We start from the raw sequence: 14449 nt of genomic DNA, 5'->3' as shown, positions 1-14449 counted from the left end.
CCGGCGGAACTGTCGTACGGTGACACGCAAGTAACCCACGGGAGCCCGGTGTACCGGGCTGAGAGGGGGGCTGACAGCCCCCGACCGTCGAACCTGATCCGGGTAATGCCGGCGCAGGGAGGAGAGTTGCCGTGCCGTCCCTTGGGCGACTGCATCTGATCACCGACACCCGACCCGGGCGGGATCCGCTCACCGTGGTCCGGGCCGCCCTCACAGCGGCCCGCGCCGACCTGGTGGTGCAGGTCCGGGTCGAGGACTCCGCTACCGACCGCGAGGCGTACGACCTGGCCCGCCGGGTGCTGGCGCTCTGTGCGCCGTACGGGGCGAACTGCCTGGTCAACGACCGGCTGCACGTGGCGCTGGCGGTGGGCGCCGCCGGTGGGCACGTCGGGGCCGACGACCTGCCGGTCGCCGCCGCCCGCCGGGTGCTCGGCCCCACCCGTGTGCTGGGAGCCACCGCCCGCGCGCCGGGGACGGCGGTCGAGGCGGTCGCCGCCGGAGCGAGCTACCTGGGCGTCGGGCCGTGCCACGCCACCAGCACCAAGTCCGGGCTACCCGACCCGATCGGCCCAGCGGGGGTACGCGCGGTCACCGGCGCCGTCGACGTGCCGGTCATCGCGATCGGCGGGGTGACCGCCGACCGGGTGCCGGCGCTGCGGGACGCCGGGGCGTACGGGGTGGCCGTCGTCGGCGCGATCTCCGCCGCCGCCGATCCCGCCCGGGCCACCGCCGAGCTGCTCGGGGCGCTGACGTGCTGACCGGCCGGTCCCCGTCGACGCGATCCGACGACCGGGTCCGGCCGGACGTGGCGGTGGTGGGGGCGGGCCCGATCGGGTTGGCGATCGCCTGGCGGTGCGCCGCGCGCGGGCTGCGAGTGGAGGTGCACGATCCGGCCTCCGGCTCGGGGGCGTCGGCCGTGGCCGCGGGCATGCTCTCCCCGGTCGCCGAGGCGTACTTCGGTGAACGGCAGTTGACCGGGTTGCTGCTGGCGTCCGCCGCCCGCTGGCCGGCGTTCGCCGCCGAGCTGACCGAGGCGACCGGCGCCGAGTTCGGCTACCGGACCGAGGGCACCCTGATGGTCGGGCTGACCGGCGACGACCTGGCCGAGGCGCGCCGGCTCTGGGCGTACCAGCAGGGGTTGGGACTGCCGGTGACCCCGCTGCGCCCCACCGAGCTGCGCGACCGCGAGCCGGCGCTTGCGCCGCGGGTGCGCGGCGGCGCGCTCGCGCCCACCGACCACCAGGTTGACCCCCGGCTGCTGGTGCCGGCGCTGCGCACGGCCGCCCGGCGGTCCGGCGCGGTGCTCGTGCCGCAGCCGGTCCGGCACCTCTCCGAGGTGGACGCCCGGATCACCGTGGTCGCCGCCGGCTGCGGCGCGGCCGCCCTCACCGGCCTGCCGGTGCGGCCGGTGAAGGGCCAGGTCCTCCGGCTGCGCGCGCCCGACGGCGTCGCGCCGGGCTTCCGGCACGTGATCCGGGGGTACGCCGACGGCGAGCAGGTCTATCTGGTGCCCCGCGTCGACGGCGAGGTGGTGCTCGGCGCGACGGTAGAGGAGCGGTCGGACACCACGGTCACCGCCGGCGCGGTGCTGCGCCTGCTCCGTGCCGGCGTCGACCTGCTCCCCGAGCTGGCCGAGTACGACCTGGTCGAGGCGGTCGCCGGGCTGCGCCCGGGCACCCCGGACAACGCGCCCATCCTCGGGCCGCTGCCCGGCCGGCCGGACGTGCTGGCCGCCACCGGGCACCACCGGCACGGCATCGTGCTCACCCCGGTCACCGCCGACCTGATCGCCGACCTGGTGACCACCGGCGTGCCCGACCCGCTGCTCGCGCCCTTCCGGCCCGACCGCTTCTCCAGCAACTCCCCGGAATCCACCGGCGCGGTCGGTGTCGGTGGGCTGGCTGGGTCCGGTGCCGTCGGTGTTGGCGATCGGACGATGGAGGAGGACTGATGGAGTTGACGGTGAACGGGGCCGGACGCAGCGTCCCAGGTGGCGCGTCGGTGGCCGACCTGGTCCGCGACGTCGCACCCCAGCAGCGCGGGGTGGCGGTCGCGGTCAACGGCGAGGTGGTGCCCCGGGCCGGCTGGCCGGCGACGGTGCTGCGCGACGGTGACCGGGTCGAGGTGCTCACCGCCGCGCAGGGCGGGTGAGCGGCGTGCCGTTCGAGCTGGGCGGAGTGACGTTCACCTCGCGGCTGATCCTCGGCACCGGCGGAGCCGCGAATCTGCACGTGCTGGAGCAGGCGATCCGGGCGTCCGGCACGGAGCTGGTCACCCTCGCCCTGCGCCGGGTGGACACCGCCCCGGGCTCAGCCGGTGGGCTGTTGGAGCTGCTGGACCGGTGCGGGGTACGGCTGCTGCCGAACACCGCCGGCTGCTACACCGCCCCCGAGGCGGTGAAGGTGGCCCGACTGGCCAGGGACGCGTTCGACACCGACTGGATCAAGCTGGAGGTGATCGGCGACGAGCGGACGTTGCTGCCCGACGGGGTGGAACTGCTCCGCGCCGCCGAGGAGTTGGTCGCCGACGGCTTCACCGTGCTGCCGTACACCAGCGACGACCCCGTGCTCGCGCGCCGGCTGGCCGACGTGGGCTGCGCCGCGGTGATGCCGGCCGGCGCGCCGATCGGCTCGGGGCTCGGCATCGGCAACCCGCACCACATCCGGCTGATCCGGCAGGGCGTGGACGTGCCGGTGATCCTCGACGCCGGCATCGGCACCGCGTCCGACGCGGCCCTGGCCATGGAGCTGGGCTGCGACGCGGTGCTGCTGGCCAGCGCGGTCACCCGGGCCGCCGATCCGGTGACGATGGCCACCGCGATGCGGTACGCGGTCGAGGCGGGCCGCCTGGCCGCAGGCGCCGGACGGATCGCCCGCCGCTTCCACGCCCTCCCGTCCACTCCGGACGAGGGAAGACCCGACCTGTGACCCCCACCCCACCTCCGTCGGCGCCGGGACGAAGCCCCGCAGATCTTGGACCCGATTCTTCCAAGACCTCGACGGGGACCGTGCCGTCGGGCGTCGTGGTGTTGACGGATCGGCTGGTGGCGCGGGGGCCGCTTGACCTGGTCGTGGCGGGGGCCGTGGCTGGGGGAGTGCGATGGGTGGTGCTGCGGGAGAAGGATCTGCCCCGCGCCGAGCGCGCCGCCCTCGCCGCCGACCTGCGCGCGATCCTCAGCGAAGCCGGCGGAACCCTGATCGTGGCCGGTCCCGACCCGCTCGGTGGCGACGCCGTCCACCTGCCCGCCGCCGGCCCGTACCCGCCACCGACCCACCCGCTGGTCGGCCGCTCCTGCCACAACCAGTCCGAGCTGCGCCGCCTGACCACCGAGCACTACACCACCCTCTCCCCGGTCCACCCCACCAGGACAAAGCCGGGCTACGGCCCACCCCTGGGCACGGCAGGGCTGCAAGAGCTGATCCAGGCCAGCCCGGTGCCGACCCTCGCGTTGGGAGGCATCGAAACCCCGGCCCAGGTCACCGCCTGCGTAGAGGCGGGAGCCATCGGAGTAGCGGTACTCGGCGCAATCATGCGAGCCGAAGACCCCACCGAAGCAGCCACGACCCTGACCAGAGCCTTCGAAAAGGCGGTCACCCCGATGACGCAAACCCGGAGTGGGCACGGTCGGCCGCAGCAACCAACAGCAACCACCGGAGACCCGAGATGACACCGAGCACAGTGCTCACCATCGCCGGCTCCGACTCCGGCGGCGGCGCCGGCATCCAGGCCGACCTCAAGGTCTTCGCGGCGCTCGGCGTGTACGGCACCAGCGTCCTCACCGCCGTCACCGCACAGAACACCCGGGGCGTCGACGCCGTCCTGCCGCTGCCCCCGCGCACGGTCACCGAACAGCTCGACAGCGTGCTCAGCGACTTCACGGTCCGTGCGGTCAAGACGGGGATGCTCGGCACCCCCGCCGTCGCCGACGTGGTGGCCGAGGCCGCTCGGGACGGCCGGCTGCCTCAGCTCGTCGTCGACCCGGTGCTGGTCGCCACCAGCGGCCACCGGCTCGGCGTGGTCAGTGCGGTGGAGCGGCTGCTTCCGTACGCCCGGGTGGCGACGCCGAACTGCGCGGAGGCCGCGGCCATCACCGGACGCCCGGTGGACGACGTGGCCGGGATGGTCGTGGCCGCCGAGGCCCTCGCGGCCGGCGGTCCGGAGCACGTGGTGGTCACCGGCGGCGACCTGGACGGGGGAGAGGCGGTCGACGTGCTGCACGGCGGCGGCGTGACCACCCTGCTGCGCGCCCCACGCGTGGCCACCCGGCACACCCACGGCACCGGGTGCTCGTTCTCGGCGGCGATCGCCGTGCGGCTCGCGCTGGGCGATCCGGTGCCGGCGGCGGTCGGGGCCGCCAAGGAATACGTGCTCCGCGCGCTGACCGGCGCGCGGAGTTGGGAGCTGGGCGCGGGACGCGGGCCGCTGGACCATTTCGGCTGGTCCGCTTGATCACCAGGGAGGCTGTCATGCAGGCACGAGGCAAGGTGTATGTCGAGGGGTCGCGGCCGGATCTCCGGGTGCCGTTCGCCGAGGTGGCGCTGACCGGCGACCATCCACCGGTACGGCTCTACGACACGTCCGGCCCCGGCTCGGACCCGGAGGTGGGGCTGCCGCCGCTGCGGGGTCGGTGGATCGCCGAGCGGGGTGACGTCGCCCCGGTGCGGGGCGCGGGTACGCCACTGGCCGGGGTGGCCGGGCGCCGCCCGACCCAGCTCGCCTACGCGCGGGCCGGAGTGGTGACGCCGGAGATGGAGTTCGTGGCGATCCGGGAGAACGTCGACCCGGAGTTCGTCCGGGCCGAGATCGCGGCCGGTCGGGCGGTGCTGCCGCTCAACGTGAACCACCCGGAGTGCGAGCCGGCGATCATCGGAAAGGCGTTCCTGGTCAAGGTGAACGCCAACATCGGTACCTCGGCGGTCAGCTCGTCGGTCGCCGAGGAGGTGGAGAAGCTGACCTGGGCCACCCGTTGGGGTGCGGACACCGTGATGGACCTGTCCACCGGCAAGCGGATCCACGAGACCCGCGAGGCGATCGTGCGGAACTCGCCGGTGCCGATCGGGACGGTGCCGATCTACCAGGCCCTCGAAAAGGTCGGCGGCGACCCGGTGAAGCTCAGCTGGGAGGTGTTCCGGGAAACCGTGATCGAACAGGCCGAGCAGGGCGTGGACTACATGACGGTGCACGCCGGGGTGCTGCTGCCGTACGTGCCGCTGGCGGTGGACCGGGTGACCGGGATCGTCTCCCGGGGCGGCTCGATCATGGCGGCCTGGTGCCTGGCGCACCACGAGGAGAACTTCCTCTACACGAACTTCGCTGAACTGTGCGCGCTGCTGGCCCGCTACGACGTGACCTTCTCCCTCGGCGACGGGCTGCGGCCCGGCTCGATCGCCGACGCCAACGACGAGGCGCAGTTCGCCGAGCTGCGCACCCTCGGCGAGTTGACCACGGTGGCCTGGGAGCACGACGTGCAGGTGATGATCGAGGGTCCGGGGCACGTGCCGATGCACAAGATCAAGGAAAACGTGGACCTGCAGCAGGAGTGGTGCCACGAGGCGCCGTTCTACACGCTCGGCCCGCTGACCACCGACATCGCCCCGGCGTACGACCACATCACGTCGGCGATCGGCGCCGCGATGATCGGCATGTTCGGCACCGCGATGCTCTGCTACGTCACTCCGAAGGAGCACCTGGGCCTGCCGGACCGGGACGACGTGAAGGCGGGCGTGATCGCGTACAAGATTGCGGCGCACGCGGCGGACCTGGCCAAGGGGCACCCCGGCGCGCAGGAGTGGGACGACGCGCTGTCGAAGGCGCGGTTCGAGTTTCGCTGGGAGGACCAGTTCAACCTGTCGCTGGACCCGGAGACGGCGCGCTCGTACCACGACGCGACGCTGCCCGCCGAGCCGGCGAAGACGGCGCACTTCTGCTCGATGTGCGGCCCGAAGTTCTGCTCCATGAAGATCACCCAGGAGCTCAAGGAGTACGCGGCCCGTGGCATGAAGGACAAGTCGGAGGAGTTCGTCTCCGGCGGTGGCCGGGTCTACCTGCCGCTGGCCTGATCAACCGCACGGCGCCGGCCCGCTCGAAAGGTGGCGGGCCGGCGCTCGGGTGCGGCGGTGCAGGTCGCCGGTCGGGGTCAGTCGCGGTGGTGTCGACCGGTGGAGCGCAGCGAGCGACGACCGTTCTCCTGCTCCGGCTCGTTGTCCGCCACCGGCTTGCTCAGGCCGGCGACCCAGTCGACGAACTCCTCGTCCTGCGTCGGCAGCGGCTCCGCCGTATCCGGTGCGGTCTGGCTCTCCTCGTCGGCCCGGGACCGGTTGCGGCGGAACAGGCCACCGATCCGTCCCCGGCGGGAGGGCTGCTCGGCGTCATCCGTCGGCGCGGCCGCGCCACCGTCGGCGCTCGGCGGGCCGCCGGTGGCGTCGCCCGCCTGGGGCGGCCCGGCGGCCTGCTCCGGTATGACCGGAGACGCCGAGGTCGGGGTGGCGGGTCCCGCCGAGCTGTCCTCCGGGTCGGCCGGCCCGGCGGGTCGGGGGGCTGTGAAGGCGTCCCAACGGGTGGCTCGGCCCAGGTCTGGCAGCGGGGCGCGGTGCCGGGGCCGGGGCGTCCACTCGGGCTCCTCGGGCCCGGTCGCGGCGTCCGAGGCGGTCGGTCCGCCGTCATTCGTCTGCGGCGTTGCCGTGGATGCCGCGGTGACCGGCCAGACCGACGTGGCCGGCGTCCACCGGTCCGCCGCCGGGTTGCCGGCGGTCGCCGTCCCGAACAGCGGACCGACGGAACCGCTCTCGGTCACGGATCGCTCGGTGTCGGTGGCCCGGTCGGTCCCGGCCGTGTTGGCGGCAATGGATTGAGTGGCCGGGTCGGCCGTGACGGCCGGCTCCGAGCTCGCCGCCGGGTCGACCGTGACGGTCGGCTCCGAGGTCGTCCCCGGGCCGGTGGCGGCGACCGGGGTTGCCGGAGTCCCGGTGCCTCGGCCGGATGCGGTGCCCTGGGTCTCCTTGCCCGGTCGGGAAACAGTGCTGGCCTTGCCGGACCCGGCACCCGTTCCCTTGCCGGGCCGGCTGGCCTTCGCGGTGTCCGCAGCGGTCGTGCCGTCGGACACGTCCGTGGTCGTCTCCGCCGGGGTGGCCTTCGGCTTGCGCGTCCGGCGCGGCTTGGGTGCCGGGGCGGCGGCCGTGCCCGTGTCGGTCGTGCCCATGTCGGTCGTGGCCGTGCTGGTCGACGTGGCCGTGCTGGTCGTGGCCGGCACTGCGGTGCTGGCCGCACCGTCATCGCCGGGGCTGCCCGTCGGACTGGCGGCCTTGGCGTCGGTCCGGTCCGACGTGGCGGTGGTGGCCGCCGGGGCGGCCTCGCTCGGGGTATGACCACCGGCGCGGCGGGGTGACCGGCCCCCGGCCGGGCCGTCCTGGACCGGCTCGCCGGTGGCCGTCCGACCGGTGATCGGCTCGCCCGCTGGGGCGGTCACGGCGGGGTCCGGTGCGGCGTCGGTGTGGTGGCGGGGGCGGCCGGCCGGTCGGGGAACGGTGGCGTCCTCGGGGCCGGTCGGGTCGATGGGGACCGGACCGTGCTGGCCGCTCGCCGTGGTAACCGGCCAGTCCCAGTGTGCCGGGACGGTGCGGACGGTGCCGGTGGAGTCGCCGTCGCGCCGGTCCTGGCCGGTGCCGGCCAGTTCGACGCCGGTAGGCGCGACGGTTTCCCGGTCGTCGGCCGAACCCGCCGGCTCGGCGCCGGGCAGGGCTCGGCCGGCGGGCAGCGGCCGCAGGATGTCGGTGGGTTCGATCGCCTGCGGATCGGAGGTGCGGGGATGCACCGGCCAGCGCAGCAGGGCGGCGGCGGTCGCGCCGAGCACGCCGGCGAGGACGGCGATCAGCGCACCGTAGTAGGGGGTGGCCTGGTAGCGGTCCACCGCGTCGCCGGGGCCGGCGGTCAGATAGGCGAATGCCACCAGCGCCGGGCCGGCCACCCCGGTGGCCCCGCTGATCAGCGGGATCTGGCCCCGCCAGCGGGAAAAGCCGGCGGTCGCCGCACCGGCGAGCAGTGCCGTGGTGGGCAGCAGGAGCAGCCCCAGCCGCTGTGCCGCGCCGTCGTCCAGCCAGCTCGGCTCGAGTACGCCGAGCCGGACCGTGGGCAGCGGGCCGGTGGTGCCGAGCGACGGCAGGACGGAGATCAGGGCAAGCACCCAGACGATGCCGGCCACGGCCGCCATGTTCCAGCCCAGCTCGGGTCGGAGCAGGACGGCGATAGCCGCGCCGGCCCCGATCACCGCGCCGAGCACGGCGCAGATGCCGACCGCCCAGACCGGGTCCACGGAGATCAACTCGGCGGCCCGGGCCGGCTGCATGCAGAGCGGGGCGACGATGGTGGCGCCGAGCGCGGCGGCACCCCCGACGGCCAACTGCCGACCGGTGGTGGTCGGCAGCCCGTCCCGGCGGGCCAGCCGTCCGGTCAGGACGGCGCCGACCACTGCGGCGTTCGCGGCGAACCAGCCCACCCAGACGAGCTGGGCCGGCCACTGGTTGACGGTCGTACCGGTGAAGGCGCCGGTGAGCCGGACGATGCCGAAACCGTACGCGACGCCGAGCTGGCCGGCTCCGGCCAGCACGCTCACCCCGAGCGCCGTGAGCAGCAGTCTGCCCCAGGTCCGAAAGGCCATGTCCGGCACGTTACGCACCCGGTACACCCGATCGCCACCGGCGCGCCGCGCGGCGGGGCGGCCCGCCGCCGGCGGGTCTACTTGAGTTCGACCAGCCGAGCCAGGTAAGTCGTGTCCCCGACATTGGTGAGCATGTGCACCGCGCCCGGGTCCCGGTAGACCACTCCGCCGGTGGGCTCGTCGGCGTCGATCCGGGTGCCGTCGACCGTCTGAATGACGTTCTTCGCGCCCTCGATCGCCACCACCAGATAGGGGTGGTCGTGCCGGTGCAGCGGCTGTCGCTCGCCCGGTTCGAGCCGGATGTGCCAGACCCGGACCCGATCGTTCTCGTACACGATCTCCTGGCCCACCGGCCCGAGTTCGGTGCCGTCGATCACGTCGCTCATCGTTCTCCGTCCAGTTGCGGGAGCACCTCGGCGGCGATCAGCTCAAGGTGGTCGAGGTCAGCGAAATCGATCAGGCGTAGGTGGACCCGGGTGGCGCCGATCGCGGCGAACTCGCCGATCCGCTGCACGAGCTGCGCGGGCGAGCCGACCACCGGGTCCTCCGGGGGCAGAGCGCTCTTCTCGTGCAGTGGCGCGGCCCGCCGCTGCGCCTCCGCGTCGGTCCGCCCGATGGCCACCACGATCCCGGCGGAGAGCACCAGCGGTGCCCGTCCGGACTCGGTCCGGCCGGTCCGGTCGCACGCCTCCTGCACCCGCTCGTACGCCCCGGCGGTCTCCGCCACGGACTTGAACGGCATGTTGAACTCGTCGGCGTACCGGGCGGCCAGCTCGGGGGTGCGCTTGGGTCCGCGCCCGCCCACGATGATCGGCGGCCCGGGCACCTGCACCGGCTTCGGCAGGGCAGGGGCGTCCACCAGCTGGTAGTGGTCGCCGGAGTAGCTGTACGTCTCGCCCGCCGGGGTCCGCCACAGCCCGGTGATCACCTCAAGCTGTTCGGCCAGCCGGTCGAAGCGCTCGGCCACCGCCGGGAACGGGATGCCGTACGAGAGGTGCTCGCGCTCGTACCAGCCAGCGCCGATACCCAGCTCGACCCGGCCGCCGCTCATCTGGTCGACCTGCGCGACCATCACCGCCAGCGGACCGGGTGGCCGGAAGGTGGCCGACGTCACCAGGGTGCCGAGCCGGATCCGCTGGGTCTCGCGGGCCAGCGCGGCGAGGGTCAGCCAGGCGTCCGTGGGGCCGGGCAGGCCCGGGTCGGTGCCCATCGACTGGTAATGGTCGGCGCGGAGGAAGCCCTCGAAGCCGCCCGCCTCGACCAGCCGGGCGAACCGGAGCTGGTCGTCGTAGCTGGCGCCCCGGTGCGGTTCGGTGAAGACCGACACCCGCATGTTCATCGTCCTTCCGCGCCGGCCACGGCCGGCTGGTCACGTTCCATCAACAGCTCGTGCAGGTCGGCGCTGACCTGGGCGACGTCCGCGAGGTGGGCGTTGCGGCCCAGGGTGCGGGGCCGGGGGATGTTCACCTCGACCACCTTGCGGATCCGGCCGGGCCGGGGGCTCAGCACGACCACCCGGTCGGCGAGCAGCACCGCCTCGTCGATCGAGTGGGTGACGAAGATGATGCTCGGCCGGTTCTCCATGTGCACCCGCTGGAGTTCGCCCGAGAGTTCCTCGCGGGTGAGAGCGTCGAGCGCGGAGAACGGCTCGTCCATCAGCATCACCCGGGGCTCGCCGATCAGCGACCGGCACAGCGACACCCGCTGCTGCATGCCGCCGGAGAGCTCGTGCGGCAGCCGCTTCTCGAAGCCGGACAGCCCGGCCACGTCGAGCAGTCGCCGGGCCCGCTCGCGGTGCTTGGCGCGGCTCCAGCCGAAGATCTCCACCGGCAGCAGGACGTTGTCCAGCACGGTGCGCCAGGGCAGCAGCGCCGGCTTCTGGAACAGCATGGCGATGTCCCGGCGGGGCCGGGTGATCGGCGTACCGGCCACGGTGATCTCGCCGGCGGTCAGCGGGAGCAGCCCGGCGACCAGCCGCAGCAGGGTGGACTTGCCGCACCCGGAGCGCCCGAGCACGGCGACGAACTCGCCATCGGCGACGTCGAGGTCGATGCCCCGCAACGCCTCCACCCGGCCGGATCGGCCCTCGAAGGTACGGGACACCCCGGACAGTCGGATCATCTCCGGCGGACCTCCGCTGAGTGGACGGTCAGGAATCCGGCAAAGGTTATCCGGCTCGTCTCCCTATCGCACCGTCCGGGGTGGTCGTCAGGTTGTTTCCGTTCCGCAACGCGGTACGCCTGGCGTCGCAAAGGTGGGTTTCTCGTACGCTGTGCCCGCGAAGAGTCCCCTCACGACGGCGGTGCCCGGCTTCCACCCCCCTCGCCGGTCCCGCCACGACAACCCCCTCCGGTGGCCTGCCGGCCCCGGTCGGAAAGGACATGGTGCACTGATGAGAAGGCTGACCCGTACGGTCGCTACGGCCGCGCTGGCCACCGCCCTCGCCCTCGTCTCCGCCTGCAGCAGCGGGTCGGACTCGTCCGACGACGCCAAGGGCGGCAATGGCGGGGCTCTGGAGAAGGTGACCTACCTCACCTCCTTCGGTAACTTCGGCCGTGACTCCTACGCCTGGGTGGCGAAGGACAAGGGCTTCTTCAAGGAGGCCGGCTTCGACGTCGAGATCAAGGCCGGTCAGGGCACCGGTGGTGTGATCCAGACCGTCGTCGGTGGCCAGGCCGACTTCGGGCCGATCGACCTCACCGGCGGTCTGCTCCAGCTCGGCAACGGCCAGGCGAAGGACTTCGTCGCGGTGGCCGCGATCCAGCAGCGCACGATGGCCGGCATCGCCACCGTCGAGGGCAAGAACATCGCCTCCCCGAAGGACCTGGAGGGCAAGAAGCTCGCCGACACTCCCGGGTCCGTGGTCCGCAACCTGTTCCCGACGTACGCCCGGCTCGCCGGCGTGGACGTCAACAAGGTGACCTGGGTCAACGGTGAGGCGCAGGCGCTGATCGGCACGCTCGCCTCCGGTTCGGTGGACGGCATCGGCCAGTTCGTCGTGGGTCAGCCGACCATCGAGGCGGTGGCCAAGAAGAAGGCCGTCATGCTGCCGTACAGCAACGTGATGCAGGACCTCTACGGCAACGTGCTGATCACCTCCTCCAAGATCGCCAAGGAGAAGCCCGAGATGGTGAAGCGGTTCACCGCGGCGCTGCTCAAGGGCCTCGAGTACAGCCTGGCGAACTCGAAGGAGGCCGCCGACATCCTGAAGAAGAACGTCGACGCCACCAACCCGGCCTCGGCCGCCGCCGAGCTTGAGCTGATGGCGGCGTACGTCCGCTCCGGTAACTCCGGCACCGCGATCGGCACCCTGGACAACGGCCGGGTAGCCAAGAGCATCGCGATCCTGCAGGGCGCTGGCGCCCTGAAGCAGAACATCACCCCCGAGCAGATCATCGACTTCAGCCTCACGCCGAAGGCCTGATCGCGCGCCGTCACCAGGGGGTACGTCCCGCCGATTCCGGTGGGGCGTACCCCCGTCGGCCCATTGGGCCGTGGGATTTCGAGGAGGACAAGATGACCGACGTCCGGGCAGCGGAGCCGGTGGCGGGGGTGCCCACGCCCCCGGGTGCCGGCCCCGAGGTGGGGCGAGCGGGTCGGGGCGCCGGCCTCCGCTCCGGGGCCGGGGCGGCGTTGCTGCCCGTGGCCGGCCTCCTGGTCGCCCTGGCGGCGTGGTGGTTGATCGCCCGGCTGGAGTTGGTCCACCCGGCGGCCCTGCCACCGCCGGGCGATGTGCTCGCCGCTTTCACCGACAAGCCGGCCCGGATGCTGGAGCACACCTGGGACACCCTGCTGGAGATCCTGATCGGCTTCGTCCTGTCGGCGGCGGCGGGTGTCCTGATCGGACTCTCCCTGGCCAGCTCCCGCACGGTGGAGCGGATGTTCACCCCGCTGCTGGTCGCCATCAACGCGGTACCCAAGATCACACTGGGTCCGCTGCTGGTGGTCGCACTCGGCTGGGGTCAGAAGCCGATCCTGACCATGGTGTTCCTGCTCTGCTTCTTCCCGATCGTGCTCTCCACCGCGACCGGGCTGACCACCACCCCGGCCGACCTGGCCGAGCTGGTGCGCTCCTGGAACGCCTCCCGCTGGCAGGCGTTCCGCAAGGTGCGCTTCCCGGCCGCGCTGCCGCAGATCTTCGTCGGGCTAAAGGTGGCCATGCCACTGGCGGCGATCGGCGCGGTGATCGGTGAGTTCCAGGCCGGCGAGACTGGCCTGGGCTACGTCATCCTCCAGTACGCCGGTGTCGGCGACACCGCCACCGCCTGGTCGGCGATCATGCTGGTGGCGCTGGTGAGCATCCTGCTCTACTCGACGCTGGTGCTGGTCGAGCGGCTCGCCCTGCCCTGGGTACGGGAGACCACCAGCAGCCGCTGACCACCGAGGTCATCGCCGAAGCCGAGCCGGATACGGCAGGGCCACACCGCCCTTCGACGCCCGAGAGCGTCGGAGAACGGTGTGGCCCTTTGGCTTTTTAGTCGCCCTCAGCCCGCCAGCCGCCACCGGCCGTTGCGGGCAACCAGCGTGGTGAGCGCCTGCGGCATCAGCCCGGAGTGGTTGTCCGGCGTCATCCGGATCGGGCCGGAGAGACCGTCCATCTGGGATGTTTCCAGCACGTCGCGGAGGCCGTCGCGGTCCACCTTCCCGACCGGACCGCCGGCACGCAGCTCGGCATCGGCGATCAGCTGGACCGCGTCGGCGGCGAAGGACGAGGACCCGTTGTACCCGCCGAATCGCGCGGTGTAGTCCTGGAACCACTGCCGCCGGGCCGCCTTGGCCGGTGTGGTGGCGATCACGTCATCGATCACCATGGTCTGCGTGAAGATCAGCGTGGCGCGCTCGGTGGCCTGGGCCGCCGCGCCGAGGAAGAGGTCGCCGGCCGCGCCCGCGTCGAAGAAGAGCGACCCACGGAAGGCGGCCTGCTGGGCGCTGGTGGCGGCGAGCGTCGCCTGCTCCGGCGGGGTCCAGATGACCAGCGCGTCGGGCTTTTCCTCGGCGAGCCGTCCGACCTGCTGACCGACCTCGGTGTCGGTGGTCTTCACCGACTCCTCGCCGACCGGCTTGATATTGGCCTTGGTCAGTTCGCGGCGGAGCGCGACGGCGCCCTCCCGGCCGTAGTCATCGTCGGTGTAGAGCAGACCCACCTTGCGGATGTTCTTGCGGCGCAGTTCTGTGGTGAGCGCGGAGGCGCTGTCCACGGCGTTCGGGCCCAGCTTGAACATGTAGCGCCGCTCGGCGGCCGGGCTGGCGATCGTCCCGGAAGCGGCGAGGGCAATGGTGGGGATTTTCTTCTCGTTGATGGTCCCGACCGCGCCGACCGCGCATTCGTTGCAGCCACCCATGATGATGGCGCTGACCCGGGAATCGCTGCTGAAGTCGACGACGTTGCGCAGTGACTCGGCGGCGTCGGAACGGTTGTCCTTCACCTTCAGCTCGATCTTCCGGTCGTTCAGTGCTCCGGAGGAGTTCAACTGGTCCCTCTTGAGTTCCAGCGCGCGCTGGTATGCCCGCCCGACGGGGGCGGCGGCGCCGGAGAGTTCGAGGTCCGCGGCGATCACGATCGGACTAGTGTCCTGCTCTGCCTCGCCGAACTGGCAGCCGGTGAGCGTGGTGGCCATTACGGCCGATGCGAGCGCCGCGATGGTCGCGGAGCGGATGGGGCTCAACTCAGTCCTCCAGGTGCGGGCGCGGGCGCTGCCCGGTCACCGCCGCTAATCCGTCCTCAGTAGAGGGACGGGATCGGTCTGCCGTACGGTGTGACGCGAAGCCTGCAAAACCTTGCCAATGGCCGGCGCT

General features: G+C 72.8%; 14 protein-coding genes and 1 riboswitch. Of the genes, 9 read left to right on the top strand and 5 right to left on the bottom strand.

Translation table 11 applies throughout. From position 1 onward, the window contains the following. Positions 1-27 precede the first annotated feature (27 nt). Positions 28-137, top strand: a riboswitch (TPP riboswitch). The 7 genes from thiE to thiC all read left to right on the top strand — a co-directional run bounded on the left by thiE (position 132) and on the right by thiC (position 6059). Beyond that, positions 132-758, top strand: coding sequence for a thiamine phosphate synthase (gene thiE / locus ABZV00_RS24005; protein ID WP_355609837.1), 627 nt, complete (start codon positions 132-134; stop codon positions 756-758). Its footprint overlaps the riboswitch before it by 6 nt. After that, positions 752-1951 (top strand): glycine oxidase ThiO, encoded by a 1200-nt coding sequence (gene thiO / locus ABZV00_RS24000; protein ID WP_355609835.1) that lies wholly within the window; start codon positions 752-754, stop codon positions 1949-1951. The genes thiE and thiO overlap by 7 nt, the downstream gene beginning before the upstream one ends. Further along, complete coding sequence (gene thiS / locus ABZV00_RS23995) at positions 1951-2151, top strand: sulfur carrier protein ThiS (protein ID WP_355609833.1); 201 nt, start codon at positions 1951-1953, stop codon at positions 2149-2151. Before thiO ends, thiS begins: the two co-directional genes overlap by 1 nt. After that, positions 2148-2927, top strand: coding sequence for a thiazole synthase (locus tag ABZV00_RS23990; protein WP_328420471.1), 780 nt, complete (start codon positions 2148-2150; stop codon positions 2925-2927). Before thiS ends, ABZV00_RS23990 begins: the two co-directional genes overlap by 4 nt. Before the next feature lie 113 nt (positions 2928-3040). Beyond that, complete coding sequence (locus ABZV00_RS23985; protein WP_355609882.1) at positions 3041-3667, top strand: thiamine phosphate synthase; 627 nt, start codon at positions 3041-3043, stop codon at positions 3665-3667. Then, the gene (thiD, locus tag ABZV00_RS23980; RefSeq protein ID WP_355609830.1) at positions 3664-4449 is read left to right on the top strand and encodes a bifunctional hydroxymethylpyrimidine kinase/phosphomethylpyrimidine kinase; all 786 of its coding nucleotides are present in this window, start codon (positions 3664-3666) and stop codon (positions 4447-4449) included. Before ABZV00_RS23985 ends, thiD begins: the two co-directional genes overlap by 4 nt. 17 nt (positions 4450-4466) lie before the next feature. After that, positions 4467-6059, top strand: coding sequence for a phosphomethylpyrimidine synthase ThiC (gene thiC / locus ABZV00_RS23975; RefSeq protein WP_355609828.1), 1593 nt, complete (start codon positions 4467-4469; stop codon positions 6057-6059). 77 nt (positions 6060-6136) lie between these two features. On the opposite strand, the gene ABZV00_RS23970 is transcribed toward thiC, so the two are convergent. From ABZV00_RS23970 to ABZV00_RS23955, 4 genes are all read right to left on the bottom strand, one after another. Further along, complete coding sequence (locus ABZV00_RS23970) at positions 6137-8653, bottom strand: hypothetical protein (RefSeq protein ID WP_355609826.1); 2517 nt, start codon at positions 8651-8653, stop codon at positions 6137-6139. 77 nt (positions 8654-8730) lie between these two features. Beyond that, the gene (locus ABZV00_RS23965; RefSeq protein ID WP_355609824.1) at positions 8731-9039 is read right to left on the bottom strand and encodes a cupin; all 309 of its coding nucleotides are present in this window, start codon (positions 9037-9039) and stop codon (positions 8731-8733) included. Then, positions 9036-9986, bottom strand: a complete 951-nt coding sequence (locus ABZV00_RS23960) for an LLM class F420-dependent oxidoreductase (protein ID WP_328420460.1) — start codon at positions 9984-9986, stop codon at positions 9036-9038. Before ABZV00_RS23960 ends, ABZV00_RS23965 begins: the two co-directional genes overlap by 4 nt. 2 nt (positions 9987-9988) lie before the next feature. Continuing rightward, the gene (locus tag ABZV00_RS23955) at positions 9989-10774 is read right to left on the bottom strand and encodes an ABC transporter ATP-binding protein (RefSeq protein WP_328420458.1); all 786 of its coding nucleotides are present in this window, start codon (positions 10772-10774) and stop codon (positions 9989-9991) included. Positions 10775-11045: 271 nt separating this feature from the next. On the opposite strand from ABZV00_RS23955, the gene ABZV00_RS23950 reads away from it, so the two are divergent. Further along, a complete protein-coding gene (locus ABZV00_RS23950) occupies positions 11046-12077 on the top strand; it encodes an ABC transporter substrate-binding protein (RefSeq protein WP_328420456.1) in 1032 nt (343 codons plus the stop codon). A gap of 92 nt (positions 12078-12169) precedes the next feature. Next, on the top strand, positions 12170-13030 hold the full coding sequence (locus ABZV00_RS23945; RefSeq protein WP_328420454.1) for an ABC transporter permease: 861 nt from the start codon (positions 12170-12172) through the stop codon (positions 13028-13030). Between the two features lie 107 nt (positions 13031-13137). Here the strand turns inward: ABZV00_RS23945 and ABZV00_RS23940 are convergent, their stop codons facing one another. Then, positions 13138-14319 carry an ABC transporter substrate-binding protein gene (locus ABZV00_RS23940; protein WP_328420452.1) on the bottom strand — a complete coding sequence of 394 codons (1182 nt, stop codon included), beginning with the start codon at positions 14317-14319 and terminating at the stop codon, positions 13138-13140. Between the last annotated feature and the right edge of the window lie 130 nt (positions 14320-14449).

Source organism: Micromonospora sp. NPDC005173, from assembly GCF_040608515.1.
Classification (GTDB): Bacteria; Actinomycetota; Actinomycetes; order Mycobacteriales; family Micromonosporaceae; genus Micromonospora.
This window is presented reverse-complemented; position numbering and strand designations above follow the sequence as displayed.